Raw genomic sequence first — 15531 nt, 5'->3', positions numbered from 1 at the left:
TTATATAAAAAACAATACAATGCAAAAGCCACAAGTAATTATATCCTTAACATCTTTCCCCGCAGCTATACCATACGCAACACGCGCTATTCAGTCTCTGCTGGAAAGCTCTGTTCTTCCCGATAAAATTGTACTTTATCTCACTTATGCACAGTTTCCTGAAAGCAAAGTACCACAAGTGCTTTTAGAAATGGCAGAGAATAATAAAATATTTGAAATCAGGAATTACGATGACGAAATTCGTTCGTACAGGAAACTACTCCCTGCGCTTAAGGATTTCCCTGAAGCAGCTATCGTAACAGTCGATGATGACGTTTGGTATCATAAACACATGTTGCGCGACTTACTTACCTGGCACGAACAAATGCCTAATATGATTATTGCACACCGTGCTAAACACATTAAGGCAAACGCTCCATATCGCCAATGGGCAAAGTACAGATGGTATCACTTCCTTTTCAAGAAGCTACAACCTAGTTTTATGAATTTGTCAACAGGTGTGGGTGGTGTACTCTACCCTCCCCATGCATTAAGGACCGATATGATTGAAGAATTCAGAGCTTTGGTGCCAACCAATGACGATTTTGGATTCTGGGCAGCCGCTGTTATAAATGGCACAAAGATACTCCCTGTACCATTTGGTCCACATAATAAACCACGCGGACTCAAAAAGCCCAAAGAATTATCCTTGAAAACCACCAATTTCAAAAGTGGAGTGGATGTAAACAGAAAAGCATTCGAAGAAATAGTCGAGAAATACCCCGAAATAAAGAAGCGGATACAAAACTATGGTTGACGAATCGTGAGCCATAGGCTGACGAGGCATGAAACTATGGCTGACGGGGCGTGAGGCTATGGCTGACAACCGATGAAACTATGCCAAAAAAGGAAAGGGATTATTCTTCTATATCGTTAAGGTCGAATTCTTTGAAGTAGTCCAACCCACGTTGATTTAATGTGCGAGCTCTACCACGCGCACGTTTCCCTAAAAACTCTTCGTAAGATTTCACTGCGTAGTGATTGATGCGGATTACATCTTGCTGTGGTTCGCGATCGCGGAAATTCTTCGTTATGGGCATTCCATGTGAATCGGCAGCTTTGCCAGATATTCGAGCTGCCTCATGACAACCAATGAAATTAAACACACGCCGCGGATTAACAATACTCTTCACGTGTCTGTTTGAAATATGATTAGGAAGAGAATGACGCTTAAATCTCTCCATAACTGTACCTTCAACTTTTTCTTTAGCACCACCGCTCCCATAGAGTAGCCAGTTTATTTCTACCACAGGAAACTCCTCAAACCGTTTCAGGAACTCAGGTATTGTTTTGTCCTTCAATGGGAGGATGAACTCATCCAAATCTATAACTGCAATCCAACGCGCCTCCATGCGATAATGCTCCAAACAGTGATCATATGCAGGAAGTTGTTGCTTAGTACCCGGAAACAGATGATATGCCACCAAACCAGATTCAATATAAGGAGCTAATACCTCGCGCGTATTGTCCGTGCTTTCATTGTCGTAAATATAAAATTTCTCTACACCAAGTTTGCGATGATGTTCAATCCATTCAACCATGTAAGCCCCTTCATTTTTTGCAATGGCACAAACGGCTAAATAGTAGCGGATAGGGGTATCTTTTTCACGCTTTAAACGGTTGATTAGCTTAATAGCCGAGACAGGGCCATAGCGTAAAATGCCACGCCATCTATTGCGTGCCATCTTATTGGGTATGAGTCCGGCAATTGCTTCGGCTAACACTTTATTCATAATTCAAAGCTTGATTTTGTAGGTAGAATGCTCTGAAAAGCAGCTTGCAAATTCTGCATTACTTGCGCATAGTTACGAATATGCACATTATCGTTCAAGCAAACAAGTTTATACGTTTGATTCCGCACAGCTGCAATTGCCTGTTCCGATTTTATTACCAATGGAAACATTTTGGTATCATTATACGTGTTGTATGGCTCAAAATTCCCTTTGCAAATTTGCCAAGTACGAAACAACTCAGGAGTTAAGTCGGCAGTACAACGAAAGCGATGTGTAGAGGTTTCCAGTAATTCTTTTTCGGCTGATGCCCAAACATCCTCAAAAGTGCTTTTAAGATAGGGTTGTGCATTATGAGGTGTACGCAAGGTGATAAACTTAGGATACCACTTCAACAAATAATTTAATCGCGCCTTCTTCCCATAAATAGGATTATACCACTTATCATGAAAACGACTCATCACATCCTTCTTGTCGAAGTGTTTGTTGATAAGTCGTACATTGTTCTTTATTCTTTTTTCCCATTGCGAGAAACCGGTATTTTGTCGAAAAGCAGCAATATCGCAAGGCAACCCATTCCTAAAAAAGCGCTCCACAGGTACGTGATTGGTCATATAGAAATCATCGTTGAAGTAAACGAAATGTTCGGCAAGACCAGGTATTTTGTGGATATGCATTTCTATAGAACTCGAATTGAAATAGGGCAAAAACTGCTTGGGAATGAAATCTTCGTGATTTACCAAGTTTAGTTTTGGATTGCTGGCGTCAAGCCATTCGGGTTTCTGACCGCAGGTTACAAAATGAATTTTACGTACCCATGGTGCAAACTGCTCCACTCCCCTAAACCAATATTTCAGGAATCCGTAATCACGGAAACGTGCTTCCGAGAAAGAATTATTTGAATTGTCAATTTTAGGCGAATACTTGGAAAACTCTTTCTTCCAATTTGGGTCATCCATATCCACCCACGTTATAACAAAATCTATATCCATAATGCTATTTTGTAACAATTTGCTCACAGTTTTTGCGCACGTTTAAAGCGCCTATGCGTCCAAAGATAAAACTCCGGTTGCCTGCGAATGTTTTTTTCTAAGTAATTGTAATAGATTTCGGTCAATTTCATTTCGGGCAATGACGAAATATCGTCAGCCATTTTCACAAAAGTTGCTTTGTAATATCCTCTTTTCTCGCGCACAACATCAAGATAAAAAGCCTCCATCTTGTAGCGTTTTGTTATTTTTTCCGCACCAATCTGCACCGGAGTATAGTGATTCAGAAAATTAGCGAAATGTTTTGTTTCGCCTCTACGTGGCGATTGGTCAGCAATATACCCTGTAATGGTAGTTACCTTATTATCAACATGTTCCTTAACCCAGCGCAACGTATGATCCATCTCTACACTTACAGCACCCATACGATTGCGGTTGCGAAGAAAGAGCTTGTCGGAGAGCGGGCTACTAAGTTTACGATATATCTGCCCTGCCACTACATTTCCCTTCAGGTGCAAAGGGATAGAGCTTATCCATTCCCAGTTTCCGTAGTGGCCCAAATAAAGCGAAATGCTTTTCCCTTGTTGTAGCAAGTCGTTTATTTCATCCGTATTTTCGAAAGTCATTCGCTTGCACATCGTTTTTCTTGAGATAGAAGCCGATTTACAGACTTCAAATACATTATCAAGAAAGAAGCGGTAAAAATGTCTCTCTATCCGTGCTATTTCTTTTGCACTCTTTTCGGGGAAACAATCGACCAAGTTCTTGTGTGCTATTTTACGACGATACCTTATTAAATAATAGAAAGGATAAAATAAAACATCCGAGAGCACGTACATAACCCGCAAAGGTATGAGCGACCCAAGTACCCAAACAAACGATACGAAATGGTATTTTAGTTTATCCAATATTATTCTCAAATTAAAATTTTCTCAAAGCGCAACAAAATTAAAACTTTTTTCCGAGAGTATTGCTCTTTCTATGAAAGTAAGAGACGAAAAGCCTTGAAAAAGTTTTCTATTATAAGATACGTGAAGAATGCTTATAGCATTTTCGCAGACAGTCTATTGGCGGAGACTTACTCCGCCAATGGTTGTTTTATAAAACGAAGTGTGTTTTAACGCAAAACAGAGCCTTAGTTGGTTTTATTCTTATTTGCGAGCTTTCATTCGTTTCTTATTCACAGATTCAACTGCTTCCTGAACTACAGGCCTATTGTCAAAGCGCTTGGTGTAGCTTGAATAATCCGATTGAGATCTAACGTAAGTTGGGTCTAAGAACAACGGACTGGAAATAATATGATCGGCAGTAGAGCGATTACAACAGAAAACAATATTCTCTACACCAGCCAGACGGGTCAACGCTTTAACATCTGTATCGTGTGGTTGCAATGTCATGGGGTCGGTAAAGAAAAAAAGGTAATCAATTTCACCATCCACAATACGCGAACCTATTTGCTGGTCACCCCCAAGCGGACCAGACTTAAGAATCGTCATATCCCAGTTTACATCAGGATGTTTTTCCTGCAAAGCTTTAAGAACCAATGCTCCAGTAGTGCCGGTAGAGTAAAATTTGTGTCCCATCAACAGTTCTGAGTTCCACACAACCCATTCGATTAGGTCTTTCTTCATTGCGTCGTGCGCTACAAGCCCAATCTTTCTAACTAATTTGTCATCCATAATTTGTATTTATTAAAATCGCAATCGCGAGAAAAATTTCTTCCCCCTAACATAATATGCCCACAAGATAGAACTATTTATTTGTTCAGGAATCGTTTTCATAGTGGTTTTTGCTAGATTGTCTTGTCGGATTGACTGGAATTTCTCTTTATCTTCTTTGAATTTTTCACGGGCATTATATACAGCTTTCGCATTAGGAAATGCTCCACGAAGCACAAAAGAGAAGACTGCGAGGTAATCGAGCAGGCAACGAATACGCATAACAAACGCTAAATCCTCTTCGGGCAAATTCTTATACAACATTACAAGATTGTTACGAAAATTGAGATATGTTTTGTGCGGATTCTCTTTATTGAGTGTAGCGCCACCTACATGGTAGACTGTGCTTTGCGGAATACAAACAATATCATATCCACGAGCACGTAAACGCCAACAAAGGTCAATTTCTTCCATGTGCGCAAAGAAATAGACATCAAGTCCGCCGACTGTAAAATAACATTCCCGCCGAATAAATAAGGCTGCACCCGTAGCCCAGAACAGAGAAACAATTGTGTCGTACTGACCATGATCGACCTCGAGTGTATTCATGATTCTACCACGACAGAAAGGATAACCATATTTATCTATAAAGCCTCCCGAAGCACCAGCATACTCAAAATGGTGCTTGTTGTGCCAACTTCTTATCTTTGGTTGGCAAGCAGCAACACGTGGATTGGCATCCATATATGTAATCAAAGGAGCCAACCAACCTTCGGTAACTTCTACATCGGAGTTAAGCAACACTACATATTCTGCCTCTACTTGCTGTAAAGCAAGGTTATAGCCTTGGGCAAAGCCATAGTTTTTATCCAAAAGAATTAGCTTAACATCCCGAAATTCCGTTTGCAGCATTGCAACAGAATTGTCGGTAGAGCCATTATCCGCCACATAAACCGCCATGCCCTCGCCTGTAGAAGCTGTAAGTACGGAAGGCAGAAAGCGTTGAAGCATCTCGCATCCGTTCCAGTTTAAGATGACAATGGCTACTTTATGCATTATGTTAGTTTATTATTACACCACAAAGGGCTGTTTTTTCCTCATTAAGTTCGCCGAGGCAAACATTTACAATTTGATTATCGAGTACATGATTGTTTTCCAACTCCACACGGATATAGTTAGCAGTAAAACCATGCATAGGAGTTCCTGATTTAGATTTTTCGAGCAACACCGGCATTGTTTTTCCTATATAACGTTGATAAAACATTTGCGTTTTTTCGTCCGATAGAGCCAATAAACGTTGGCTGCGATCATGTTTCTGCTTAGGCGTAACGACATAATCTATTTTCAAAGCTTGTGTGCCCGGGCGTTCGGAATAACTAAAAACGTGAAGTTGTGTAACATCCAATGCAGCAATAAAGTTGTATGCATCTTCAAAAAAGTCTTCTGTTTCACCACGTGTACCCACAATTACATCTACACCTATAAATGCATCGGGTATCAATTCTTTGATACGCATAACTTTAGAAGCAAAAAGAGTTGTATCGTACTTACGTCGCATCAATTTCAGCACATCATCACTCCCCGATTGCAGTGGAATGTGGAAGTGCGGCATAAAACGTTTGGAAGATGCCACGAAGCTTATCACCTCATCAGTAAGCAAATTGGGTTCAATAGAAGATATCCGATAGCGTTCAATACCTTCTACTTCATCGAGTGCTTTTACTAAATCAAGAAAATTTTCGCCGGTACTCTTGCCAAAATCGCCAATATTAACACCGGTAAGTACAATCTCTTTGCCACCTTCGACAGCTACTTCACGGGCGTGATCCACCATACTTTCAATAGTACCGTTACGACTTCTTCCACGTGCAAAAGGAATAGTACAGTACGAACAGTAATAATCACAACCATCTTGCACCTTCAGAAAATAACGGGTACGGTCGCCCCGCGAACACGAAGGAACAAAGGATTGAATGTCTTTAGTAGCAGTTACATATGCCCCACCCTTATTGTCATCGCGCGAAAGAGTAGAAAGATATTGTAATATATCTTTCTTTTGCTCGGCACCAAGCACCAAATCAACTCCTTCAATCTGTGTAATAACATCAGGTTTAAGCTGTGCATAACACCCGGTCACCACAACAAAAGCGTTAGGATGCTGCTTTGTTAACTTATGAATGGCTTGGCGGCACTTTTTATCGGCAGTTTCGGTAACAGAACAAGTATTAATCACACAAATATCCGCCTGTTCACCTTTACGTGCATCTCTTACTCCCGCCTCCTTTAATGTTTTACCAATGGTAGAGGTTTCGGAAAAATTTAATTTACAGCCGAGCGTGTAGTAAACAGCTGTTTTATCTTGAAATATAGTAGTATCTATCATAAAGCGAGCGCTAATAAGGGCAAAGGTACGATATTATTTCCAAATGCTTACTTTATCAAATATTCTGTTTACATTTGCTTTGTTTTAAACTGATTGTGCAATGATAAAAGAGAACTTCATTAAACTCTACGAGAGTAGTTTTCGCGACAACTGGGACTTACCCTGTTATTCCGATTACGATGAAAACATCAACTACACCTACGGGCAAGTAGCCAGAGAGATAGCCAAACTGCATTTATTATTCAAACACTGCAGCCTACGCCGTGGCGATAAAATTGCTATTATTGGTAAGAACAACTCCAACTGGTGCATTGCCTACATGGCAACCATCACCTATGGCGGCATCGTTGTACCAATTCTGCAAGATTTCAATCCGAACGATGTACATCACATTATTTCACACTCCGAGTCGGTCTTTCTCTTTACCGCAGACAATATTTGGGACTACCTCGAAGAAGAAAGAATGCAAGGGGTTCGCGGAGTTTTCTCACTGACTGACTTCCGCTGTTTACATCAGCGCGATGGCGAAACCGTTCAGCTTTTCTTAAAGAAGATTGACGATGAGATGCAACAAGCCTACCCAAAAGGTTTCCGCAAAGAAGATATAGAATACACCACACTCTCTAATGATAAAGTAATGCTACTGAACTACACTTCGGGCACAACCGGGTTTAGTAAAGGTGTAATGCTTACAGGAAACAATCTTGCGGGAAACGTAACTTTTGGAATACGTACCGGTTTATTAAAGAAGCACGATAAAGTACTCTCTTTCTTGCCTCTGGCTCATGCGTATGGATGTGCATTCGATTTCCTCACAGCAACTGCCGTAGGTACACACGTGACCTTATTAGGTAAACTCCCCTCACCAAAGATTATCATGAAAGCTTTTGAAGAGGTAAAGCCTAATCTTATTATTACCGTACCACTGGTTATCGAAAAAATTTATAAAAACGTTATCCAGCCACTCATTAATAAAAGAGGTATGCGATGGGCACTCAATATCCCGCTGCTCGACGCGCAAATATATGGACAAATTCGCAAAAAGCTTGTTGATGCGATGGGTGGACGCTTTAAGGAAGTTATCATTGGAGGTGCTGCTATTAACCCCGAAGTAGAAGAATTTTTTCATAAAATAAAATTCCCATTTACCGTAGGTTACGGCATGACAGAATGCGCCCCACTTATTAGCTATGCCCCGTACGATGAGTTTATTCCAACATCATCGGGTAAAATACTTGATATTATGGAAGCGCGTGTTTACAAAAAACACCCCGAAGACAAGCTCGGCGAAATACAAGTACGTGGCGAAAACGTAATGGCAGGCTACTTCAAGAATGAAGAAGCCACAAAAGAGGTATTTACCGAAGATGGTTGGTTACGTACCGGTGACCTCGGCACTATAGACGAAAATGACAATCTATTTCTACGGGGGCGTAGCAAAACAATGATTCTTAGTTCGAGTGGACAAAACATTTTCCCCGAAGAGATAGAAACCAAGCTCAACAACTTGCCATTTATTTTGGAAAGTTTAGTGATAGAACGCAATAAAAAACTCGTTGCTTTAGTATACGCCGACTACGAAACACTCGATTCTCTTGGATTAGGCAAAGAAGGAGAAATCAAAACCATCATGGACGAAAATCTTAAAACTCTAAATGCAAGCGTAGCTACGTACGAAAAGGTTAGCCGTATTCAATTATACCCTACCGAATTTGAGAAAACGCCCAAACGAAGCATCAAACGTTTTCTATACAACAGCATCGCAGTAGACTAAAGTGCTTCGCAGCCAAAAGAGCATAAAAAGAAACGACCGATTCATAATGAACCGGTCGCTTCTATATTATATCTGTATACAGAATTACTCTGCAACTACTTCGAATAGTATCTCTACTGAAACTTCTTTGTGAAGTTTAACAATAGCTTTATAAGCACCAACTTCTTTTACAGCTTCTTTCACTACAATCAGCTTTCTATCCACTTCGTGACCTAATTTAGCTAGAGCTTCAGCTATTTGGATATTACCAACCGAACCAAAGATAGTGCCTGTAGAGCTAACTTTAGTAGGAATAGTAAGAGTTACACCTTCCAATTTAGCAGCAGCAGCTTCAGCATCCTTTTTGATTTTCTCCAATTTATGAGCACGTTGCTTCAAATCTTCAGCCAACATCTTCTTTGCAGAAGGAGAAGCAATTACGGCTTTTCCTGTAGGTATCAAGAAATTACGTCCGTAACCTGATTTTACAGTTACTATGTCGTTCTTATAACCTAAGTTTACTACGTCTTCTTTTAAAATAATTTCCATATTCTTATTGCCTCCTTCAATTATTTCATCATATCAGTTACATAAGGTAGCAACGCCAAGTGACGAGCTCTTTTCACAGCTTGCGCAATTCTACGTTGGAACTTCAATGAAGTACCAGTAATGCGACGAGGAAGGATTTTACCTTGCTCATTCAAGAATTTCTTCAAGAATTCAGGATCTTTGTAATCGATATACTTAATACCGCTCTTTTTGAAACGGCAATATTTCTTCTTCTTAACATCCACTGAAGGGGGAGTTAGGTATCTGATTTCTGATTGATTTTGTTGTGCCATGATTAGTTTTCCTCCTTTTTAATTGTTTTTAAACTTCTTCTCTTAGCAGCATACTCCGCAGCAAACTTGTCTTGCTTGAATGTTAGGAAACGGATTACGCGCTCATCGCGACGGAATTGGAGTTCCAACTTGTCAATTACATCTGCATTAGCATCGAACTCAATCAGTTGATAAAAACCGGTAGACTTCTTTTGAATTGGATAAGCCAATTTCTTCAAGCCCCAGTTCTCTTCATTCACAATCTCAGCGCCCTCTGCTTGAAGTACGCCTTTGAATTTTTCTACCGCTTCCTTCATCTGTGCATCAGACAAAACGGGAGTTAAAATGAAAACGGTTTCGTAATGATTCATACGTTTTTAATTAATTGTTTATTATTATTTTAATAATGCGAGTGCAAAAGTATAGTTTTTATTTGAAACAACAAAATAACCACAAAAATAAAACCTTGATTGTAAGCTATATGCAAAAATAGCCTATCTTTGTAGTTGCTTGAACAATTATTTATGATAGAACAATTCGACTTAGATATCAGATTAGTCTTTGCCATTCTAAACGGCAAAGTTTCGGCAGCTATCAACCGTAGCCTGTATCGCAACTTCCGCGCCAACGAGCAAAGCATAACCCCCGAACAGTGGACGGTACTGCTATCTCTTTGGAAAAAAGACGGGGTTACCCAGCAAGAACTCTGCACTGCCACTTTCAAAGATAAACCCAGCATGACCCGGCTTATTGACAACATGGAACGCCAACATTTAGTTGTGCGGATTTCGGACAAGCACGACAGGCGCACCAATCTTATCCATCTCACAAAGACAGGAAGGGATTTAGAAGAGAAAATCAGACCAATTGTTATTCAAACATTACGTGAGGCACTGAAGGACATTTCCGCCGAAGAATTACGTATCAGCCAAGAAGTTATGCTGAAAATATTTTCAAACATAACAGAATAAACAGCTAGCAACTCTCTAAATATAACGAATAAGACTTTTTTTGCATAAATAATTTCTTTCGTTAAACTTTTATTCTTTAATTTGTAGGTCAGAAAATAATAATCAATAAAAATAAATACCAATGAAAGCATTATTGAAGAATCTGGGAATTATCTTAATCTTAGCCGGGGCAATAATCCTAATTGCCAGCTCTTTCACAGGAAATGTAAATGACAATGTTATCTTAGGATCATCAATTGGCCTAATCGTTGTTGGCTTTATCACTTACATCATCCTAAATAAGAAGATTGTAGACTAAGTTATACCGGATTTAAAAAGAAAAGAAGAACCCTGAATGTTTTTTCATTCAGGGTTCTTCTTTTTAGCAGTATATACCACAAAAGATTATACTTCCGTATCAGGTGTAATCAATTTATAGCCCTTGCCATGAATATTGATAATTTCGATAGATGGATCGGCCTTCAAATGTTTACGAAGTTTAGTGATATACACATCCATGCTACGTGCATTGAAATAATTATCATCAATCCAAATCGTTTTCAGCGCAAAATCACGTTGAAGAATTTCGTTAGCGTGCGCACAAAGTAACGCTAACAACTCAGATTCTTTTGTTGTTAACTTAGTTTGAGTACCCTCTATAGACAAAATCTGCTTCTGCGTATCAAAAGTAAACTTACCTATTTTATACACACTGCTTTCTTTGCTCTTCTTTCCACGAACACGTCTCAAAATTGCCTCAATTCTGAAAGTCAACTCTTCCATGCTAAATGGCTTAGTTATATAATCATCGGCACCAATCTTGAATCCTTCCAAGATATCTTCTTTCAAAGTTTTAGCCGTAAGGAAGATAATTGGAATCTCAGCATTAATCGCACGCACTTCTTGCGCCAAGCTGAATCCATCTTTTTTAGGCATCATCACATCAAACACGCACAAGTCGTATTTATTTTTCAAGAAAGCTTTATAACCAGCTTCACCGTCGGGTTGCAAATCTGCATAATACCCTTTAGCCTGCAAATATTCTCTCAAAAGCATGCCAAGATTCTCATCATCTTCGCACAATAAAATACGCAATTTTTCTTCCATATTCTTATTTTTTTAATAAAGGTAATACAATAATAAATTTAGTTCCCACATTCAACTCACTCTCTACACGTATTGAGCCTTTGTGGTCTTCGATTATTTTTTTCACGTATGCAAGCCCCAAACCAAATCCTTTAACATCGTGCAGGTTACCGGTGTGCACTCGGTAGAATTTTTCAAAAATCTTCTTTAGATTCTCTTTCTTAATACCTACACCATTGTCTTGTATTGAAATCATCAGTTTGCCAGCCTCATTCCACGTCTTCACATCCAACAACAAATCTTCTTCAGGTTTTTTATACTTAACGGCATTATCCATCAAGTTAAAAACAACATTAGTAATGTGCATTTCGTCAGCAAATACATCTGCATTCTCAGCATCCAGAGTTGATGTTATTTTTCCATTATATCGCTCCACTTTCAAAGTAAAGGTATTGATAACACCCGCAATCATTTCATTTGCATCAATCTCCTTCATCTTCAATATCGCTTTCTGTCTATCAAACATAGACATTTGCAACACCTTCTCTACCTGAAATCTCAGGCGTTTTGTTTCATCATTAATTACACCCGAAATATGCTGAAACATTTGTGGCGACTTACCCACCGCAGGGTCTTTCAACATTTGCGCCGCCAATGAAATTGTTGATATCGGCGTTTTAAATTCGTGTGTCATATTGTTCACAAAGTCATTTTTCATCTCGGTCAGTTTCTTCTGTCTAAAGATGATATATATCGTAAAGATAAATGTTATCAGCAATACAAAAGTAAACATCAGCGAAGGTATCATAAAGCTAATAGAAGCAAAGATATAATTGCGTTTCGCAGGGAAATGCACATACACCTTACTCATCTTAGCCGGCGGATCGTTTTGAAACAATATCTGACTGTAGGAATTCTCACTTCCTTCTTCTTCATAGTCTGAACATCTATAAACTTCGCGCCCATCTTTATCAATAACCCTAAAATGATATTTCAAATCTATGCTATTATTAATAAAGGCAGACTGAAGGTATTGATCCAAATTACGAAAATTCACACGTTTCTCCAATGGCATATCACTTGCGCGACTAACCATCCTCAACACAACCTCGTCCATCAACGCCTTTTGGTACATATAGCGATTTTTAATCGCCTCTGTCAAAGATCTCGATGTTTGCGGTATAGCACTTGCCCCCGGCTTACGAATCAACGCTTTCGGTAGCGCAGAAACTTCTGTTGTTGTCATTTGTTGCTCAAACGAGAAAGCTCCGTCAGGCGTTTTAATGCCATAACGTTGTGTTTGCTGAATAGTAGTATGTGCGGCTTCTTGCTGAGCAACCACTCCTTTCATTTCAGTACCTTTCACATCTTCTTCCAGCCAACGTCTTGTTTCCTCATAAGCAACATCGTCAGAAACTTGAGAGAGACTACGCTGCACAGCATCAGTAAACTGTTCATTACGCATCTTTAGCATTTCTTCCATGTAACTTATCTGCAAAAGCAGCAGCCCCAGAAACGAGAGAGCCATTACAACACCTAATATCCAGATTGTTGACTTTTTCATACTACAAAATTAACAATCCCTAATTAACATTCATAGCCAATTAACCTGTTTTAACCGCAAAATCAATCAAATTAACAAATACAAAACACTCAACATATCAATAAAGCAATTTCAAGATATTTTCCAGCTATCATTTTCGTTAATTTAATGCAATATTAAAGCTCAAGAACAAATCATGTTATTTAAATCAATACAAACGCTTTAGTTATTTAACAAGGAATAACGACTCTTTGTTCAAGAAGAAGAGTAGCTTAATCTACAAAAAAAGACCGTCACCCTTTAAGAGCGACGGTCAGCATTAATGGTTTTATTGGTAAGGAATTAATCTTCGGCTTGTTTTGCTTCAAATTCTTTGATTAACTTATCTTGAACATCAGCAGGAACAAGCTCGTAGCTTGCAAATTTCATTATAAAAGAAGCACGTCCACCAGTAAGCGAGCTTAGCGCAGTAGAATAGGAAGACATTTCCTTCAAAGGTACCTTAGCAACCAGTTTCTCAAAACCTTTTTCACTACTCATACCCATAATCATGGCGCGACGTCCTTGCAAATCACCCATTACATCACCCATTCTATCTGATGGTACAAATACTTCTACATCATAAATTGGTTCAAGGATTTTAGGACCTGCATTCTTAAATGCATCGCTAAATGCGTTACGTCCGGCAAGCATAAATGATATTTCATTGGAATCTACCGGATGCATCTTTCCATCATACACTATCACACGCACATCGCGAGCATACGAACCTGTTAAAGGACCTTGCTCCATTCGAGCCATAACACCTTTCAGAATAGCAGGTAAGAAGCGTGTATCAATAGATCCACCTACAATACTATTGATAAATACCAGCTTGCCACCCCATTCCAATGGAATTTCTTCAGTACCCTTCACACTTATTTTAAATTCCTGACCATTGAACTTATAAGTTTCGGGCACAGGCATACCTTCTTTGTAGGGCTCTACAATCATATGAACCTCACCAAACTGACCTGCTCCACCCGATTGTTTCTTATGACGATAATCGGCACGGGCAGCTTTAGTAATGGTTTCACGATATGGGATACGTGGTTCTTCGTACGTTATTTGTAATTTTTCGTTTGTTTCTATACGCCATTTCAATGTACGCAAATGGAATTCTCCCTGTCCATGTACAATTGTTTGACGCAATTCTTTCGACTGTTCTACTACCCATGTCGGATCTTCTTCGTGCATACGGTTCAGGATACTCATCATCTTTTCCACATCCGACTCATTCACCGGTCTGATAGCCCTTGAATATTTGGAGTTTGGATATTTAATAAAGTCAAATTGATGATGAACCTCTTTACTATTCAGCGTATTGCCCGTCTTTACATCTTTCAGTTTAACAGCAGCACCAATATCACCTGCTTTTAGTTCTTCAACTTTAACACGGTTAGAACCCGCCACAGCATACATCTGAGCAATACGTTCTTTTGAGCCTCTATCAGCATTCACCAAGTCATCGCCTTCCTTAACAGTTCCGCTCATTACTTTAAAATAAGAAACTTCACCAATATGCGGTTCAACGCTGGTCTTAAAGAAATAAAGCGAAGTAGGCGCTTTTGCATCTGGAGCTACTTCTTTGCCCTCTTTATCGGTTACTTTCGGCATATCATCCACAAAAGGAACCACATTACCAAGAAATTCCATTAAGCGACGAACACCCATATCCTTTCCTGCGCATACGCAGAACACAGGGAACATGCCACGAGCAACAAGTCCTTTACGGATACCTTCGCGCATTTCATCTTCTGTCAATGAGTCTTGTTCAAAGAATTTTTCCATCAACGCCTCATCATTTTCGGCAGCTGCTTCAATCAGCGCTTTATTCATTTCAGTTGCTTTTTCAAGCTCCGAGGCAGGAATATCTTCAATTATAGGAGCACCACCTTCGGGTTTCCACGAGTACTTTTTCATTAACAACACATCAATAATGGAGTTAAAGTCTGGCCCTGTACTCAACGGGTATTGTATTGGAACAACTTTAGAACCATAAGCTTCTTTCAGTTGTTCTAAAACGTTTTCATAATCAGTTTTTTCGTTATCTAACTGGTTTATCAGAAAGATAACCGGCTTATTAAATTTTTCTGTATATCTGAAGTGATTTTGCGTACCCACTTCCACGCCATATTGACCATTAATCAAGACAATAGCCGTATCGGTAACATTTAATGCGGTAACAGCACCGCCCACAAAATCGTCCGACCCCGGACAATCTATTATATTTAACTTCTTATTATTCCATTCAACGTGCAACACGGTAGAGAAAACCGAGTAGCCATACTCTTGTTCAACCGGGAAATAGTCGCTTACCGTATTTTTGGCAGCAATTGTTCCGCGACGTTTTATAACTCCACTCTCGAATAGCATTGCTTCAACGAGAGTGGTTTTCCCAGAGCCAGAACTTCCCAATAAGGCGATGTTCTTAATTTCATTTGTTTGATATACTTTCATAACATCTAAGGATTTAAAAGTAAGTACTAAGTATGCAACTGCATACCCTTTTTTATTGTGATGCGCAAATTATAAATAAA

Annotated in this window: 16 protein-coding genes; 4 read left to right on the top strand and 12 right to left on the bottom strand. The window is 39.3% G+C overall.

Annotated features, from left to right (window positions below; translation table 11 throughout):
* Positions 1–19 precede the first annotated feature (19 nt).
* Entirely contained in the window at positions 20–796 is a 777-nt protein-coding gene (locus D0T50_RS02295) for a glycosyltransferase (protein WP_163221574.1), read from the top strand.
* Between the two features lie 100 nt (positions 797–896).
* Here D0T50_RS02295 and D0T50_RS02290 read toward each other — a convergent pair whose 3' ends face one another.
* The 6 genes from D0T50_RS02290 to mtaB form a co-directional block, all read right to left on the bottom strand.
* A complete protein-coding gene (locus D0T50_RS02290) occupies positions 897–1772 on the bottom strand; it encodes a glycosyltransferase family 92 protein (protein WP_163221572.1) in 876 nt (291 codons plus the stop codon).
* Positions 1769–2761, bottom strand: a complete 993-nt coding sequence (locus D0T50_RS02285; RefSeq protein WP_163221570.1) for a stealth family protein — start codon at positions 2759–2761, stop codon at positions 1769–1771. The genes D0T50_RS02290 and D0T50_RS02285 overlap by 4 nt, the downstream gene beginning before the upstream one ends.
* A 23-nt stretch (positions 2762–2784) precedes the next feature.
* Positions 2785–3678 (bottom strand): lysophospholipid acyltransferase family protein, encoded by an 894-nt coding sequence (locus tag D0T50_RS02280; RefSeq protein WP_239058186.1) that lies wholly within the window; start codon positions 3676–3678, stop codon positions 2785–2787.
* Between the two features lie 231 nt (positions 3679–3909).
* Positions 3910–4437 carry a methylglyoxal synthase gene (locus D0T50_RS02275; RefSeq protein WP_163221568.1) on the bottom strand — a complete coding sequence of 176 codons (528 nt, stop codon included), beginning with the start codon at positions 4435–4437 and terminating at the stop codon, positions 3910–3912.
* Between the two features lie 12 nt (positions 4438–4449).
* A complete protein-coding gene (locus tag D0T50_RS02270; RefSeq protein WP_163221566.1) occupies positions 4450–5472 on the bottom strand; it encodes a glycosyltransferase family 2 protein in 1023 nt (340 codons plus the stop codon).
* A gap of 4 nt (positions 5473–5476) precedes the next feature.
* Positions 5477–6799, bottom strand: a complete 1323-nt coding sequence (gene mtaB / locus D0T50_RS02265) for a tRNA (N(6)-L-threonylcarbamoyladenosine(37)-C(2))-methylthiotransferase MtaB (protein ID WP_163221564.1) — start codon at positions 6797–6799, stop codon at positions 5477–5479.
* Between the two features lie 100 nt (positions 6800–6899).
* On the opposite strand from mtaB, the gene D0T50_RS02260 reads away from it, so the two are divergent.
* Positions 6900–8573 (top strand): long-chain fatty acid--CoA ligase, encoded by a 1674-nt coding sequence (locus tag D0T50_RS02260; protein ID WP_163221562.1) that lies wholly within the window; start codon positions 6900–6902, stop codon positions 8571–8573.
* A gap of 84 nt (positions 8574–8657) precedes the next feature.
* On the opposite strand, the gene rplI is transcribed toward D0T50_RS02260, so the two are convergent.
* Genes rplI through rpsF form a run of 3 tightly spaced genes read right to left on the bottom strand, consistent with a single transcriptional unit; the run spans position 8658 to position 9744 of the window.
* Positions 8658–9101: a 50S ribosomal protein L9 gene (gene rplI, locus D0T50_RS02255; protein ID WP_163221560.1), complete on the bottom strand. Its 444-nt coding sequence runs from the start codon at positions 9099–9101 to the stop codon at positions 8658–8660.
* Between the two features lie 20 nt (positions 9102–9121).
* Complete coding sequence (rpsR, locus tag D0T50_RS02250) at positions 9122–9394, bottom strand: 30S ribosomal protein S18 (protein WP_163213217.1); 273 nt, start codon at positions 9392–9394, stop codon at positions 9122–9124.
* Between the two features lie 2 nt (positions 9395–9396).
* Positions 9397–9744, bottom strand: coding sequence for a 30S ribosomal protein S6 (rpsF, locus tag D0T50_RS02245; protein WP_163221558.1), 348 nt, complete (start codon positions 9742–9744; stop codon positions 9397–9399).
* Between the two features lie 153 nt (positions 9745–9897).
* Between rpsF and D0T50_RS02240 the strand changes: the two genes are divergently transcribed.
* A complete protein-coding gene (locus tag D0T50_RS02240; protein ID WP_163221556.1) occupies positions 9898–10344 on the top strand; it encodes a MarR family winged helix-turn-helix transcriptional regulator in 447 nt (148 codons plus the stop codon).
* A gap of 121 nt (positions 10345–10465) precedes the next feature.
* Positions 10466–10642, top strand: a complete 177-nt coding sequence (locus tag D0T50_RS13605; RefSeq protein ID WP_203558165.1) for a hypothetical protein — start codon at positions 10466–10468, stop codon at positions 10640–10642.
* Between the two features lie 86 nt (positions 10643–10728).
* On the opposite strand, the gene D0T50_RS02235 is transcribed toward D0T50_RS13605, so the two are convergent.
* The 3 genes from D0T50_RS02235 to D0T50_RS02225 all read right to left on the bottom strand — a co-directional run bounded on the left by D0T50_RS02235 (position 10729) and on the right by D0T50_RS02225 (position 15451).
* Positions 10729–11430: a response regulator transcription factor gene (locus tag D0T50_RS02235; protein ID WP_163221554.1), complete on the bottom strand. Its 702-nt coding sequence runs from the start codon at positions 11428–11430 to the stop codon at positions 10729–10731.
* 4 nt (positions 11431–11434) lie between these two features.
* Complete coding sequence (locus D0T50_RS02230) at positions 11435–12973, bottom strand: sensor histidine kinase KdpD (protein WP_163221552.1); 1539 nt, start codon at positions 12971–12973, stop codon at positions 11435–11437.
* Positions 12974–13294: 321 nt separating this feature from the next.
* Positions 13295–15451: a translation factor GTPase family protein gene (locus tag D0T50_RS02225; RefSeq protein ID WP_163221550.1), complete on the bottom strand. Its 2157-nt coding sequence runs from the start codon at positions 15449–15451 to the stop codon at positions 13295–13297.
* Positions 15452–15531 lie beyond the last annotated feature (80 nt).

The organism is Bacteroides sp. 214 (genome assembly GCF_010501015.1).
Taxonomy (GTDB): Bacteria; Bacteroidota; Bacteroidia; order Bacteroidales; family Bacteroidaceae; genus Bacteroides.
Note: the sequence above shows the minus strand (reverse complement) of the source record. Positions and strands in the feature narration are given on the sequence as shown.

Excerpts from the sequence above, each read along its gene's own strand:
- mtaB (WP_163221564.1), bottom strand. The coding sequence starts at position 6,799 with ATGATAGATACTACTATATTTCAAGATAAAACAGCTGTTTACTACACG.
- rplI (WP_163221560.1), bottom strand. The coding sequence starts at position 9,101 with ATGGAAATTATTTTAAAAGAAGACGTAGTAAACTTAGGTTATAAGAAC.
- D0T50_RS02270 (WP_163221566.1), bottom strand. The coding sequence starts at position 5,472 with ATGCATAAAGTAGCCATTGTCATCTTAAACTGGAACGGATGCGAGATG.
- rpsF (WP_163221558.1), bottom strand. The coding sequence starts at position 9,744 with ATGAATCATTACGAAACCGTTTTCATTTTAACTCCCGTTTTGTCTGAT.
- rpsR (WP_163213217.1), bottom strand. The coding sequence starts at position 9,394 with ATGGCACAACAAAATCAATCAGAAATCAGATACCTAACTCCCCCTTCA.
- D0T50_RS02230 (WP_163221552.1), bottom strand. The coding sequence starts at position 12,973 with ATGAAAAAGTCAACAATCTGGATATTAGGTGTTGTAATGGCTCTCTCG.
- D0T50_RS02225 (WP_163221550.1), bottom strand. The coding sequence starts at position 15,451 with ATGAAAGTATATCAAACAAATGAAATTAAGAACATCGCCTTATTGGGA.
- D0T50_RS02235 (WP_163221554.1), bottom strand. The coding sequence starts at position 11,430 with ATGGAAGAAAAATTGCGTATTTTATTGTGCGAAGATGATGAGAATCTT.
- D0T50_RS02275 (WP_163221568.1), bottom strand. The coding sequence starts at position 4,437 with ATGGATGACAAATTAGTTAGAAAGATTGGGCTTGTAGCGCACGACGCA.
- D0T50_RS02290 (WP_163221572.1), bottom strand. The coding sequence starts at position 1,772 with ATGAATAAAGTGTTAGCCGAAGCAATTGCCGGACTCATACCCAATAAG.
- D0T50_RS02295 (WP_163221574.1), top strand. The coding sequence starts at position 20 with ATGCAAAAGCCACAAGTAATTATATCCTTAACATCTTTCCCCGCAGCT.
- D0T50_RS02240 (WP_163221556.1), top strand. The coding sequence starts at position 9,898 with ATGATAGAACAATTCGACTTAGATATCAGATTAGTCTTTGCCATTCTA.
- D0T50_RS02260 (WP_163221562.1), top strand. The coding sequence starts at position 6,900 with ATGATAAAAGAGAACTTCATTAAACTCTACGAGAGTAGTTTTCGCGAC.
- D0T50_RS02285 (WP_163221570.1), bottom strand. The coding sequence starts at position 2,761 with ATGGATATAGATTTTGTTATAACGTGGGTGGATATGGATGACCCAAAT.
- D0T50_RS13605 (WP_203558165.1), top strand. The coding sequence starts at position 10,466 with ATGAAAGCATTATTGAAGAATCTGGGAATTATCTTAATCTTAGCCGGG.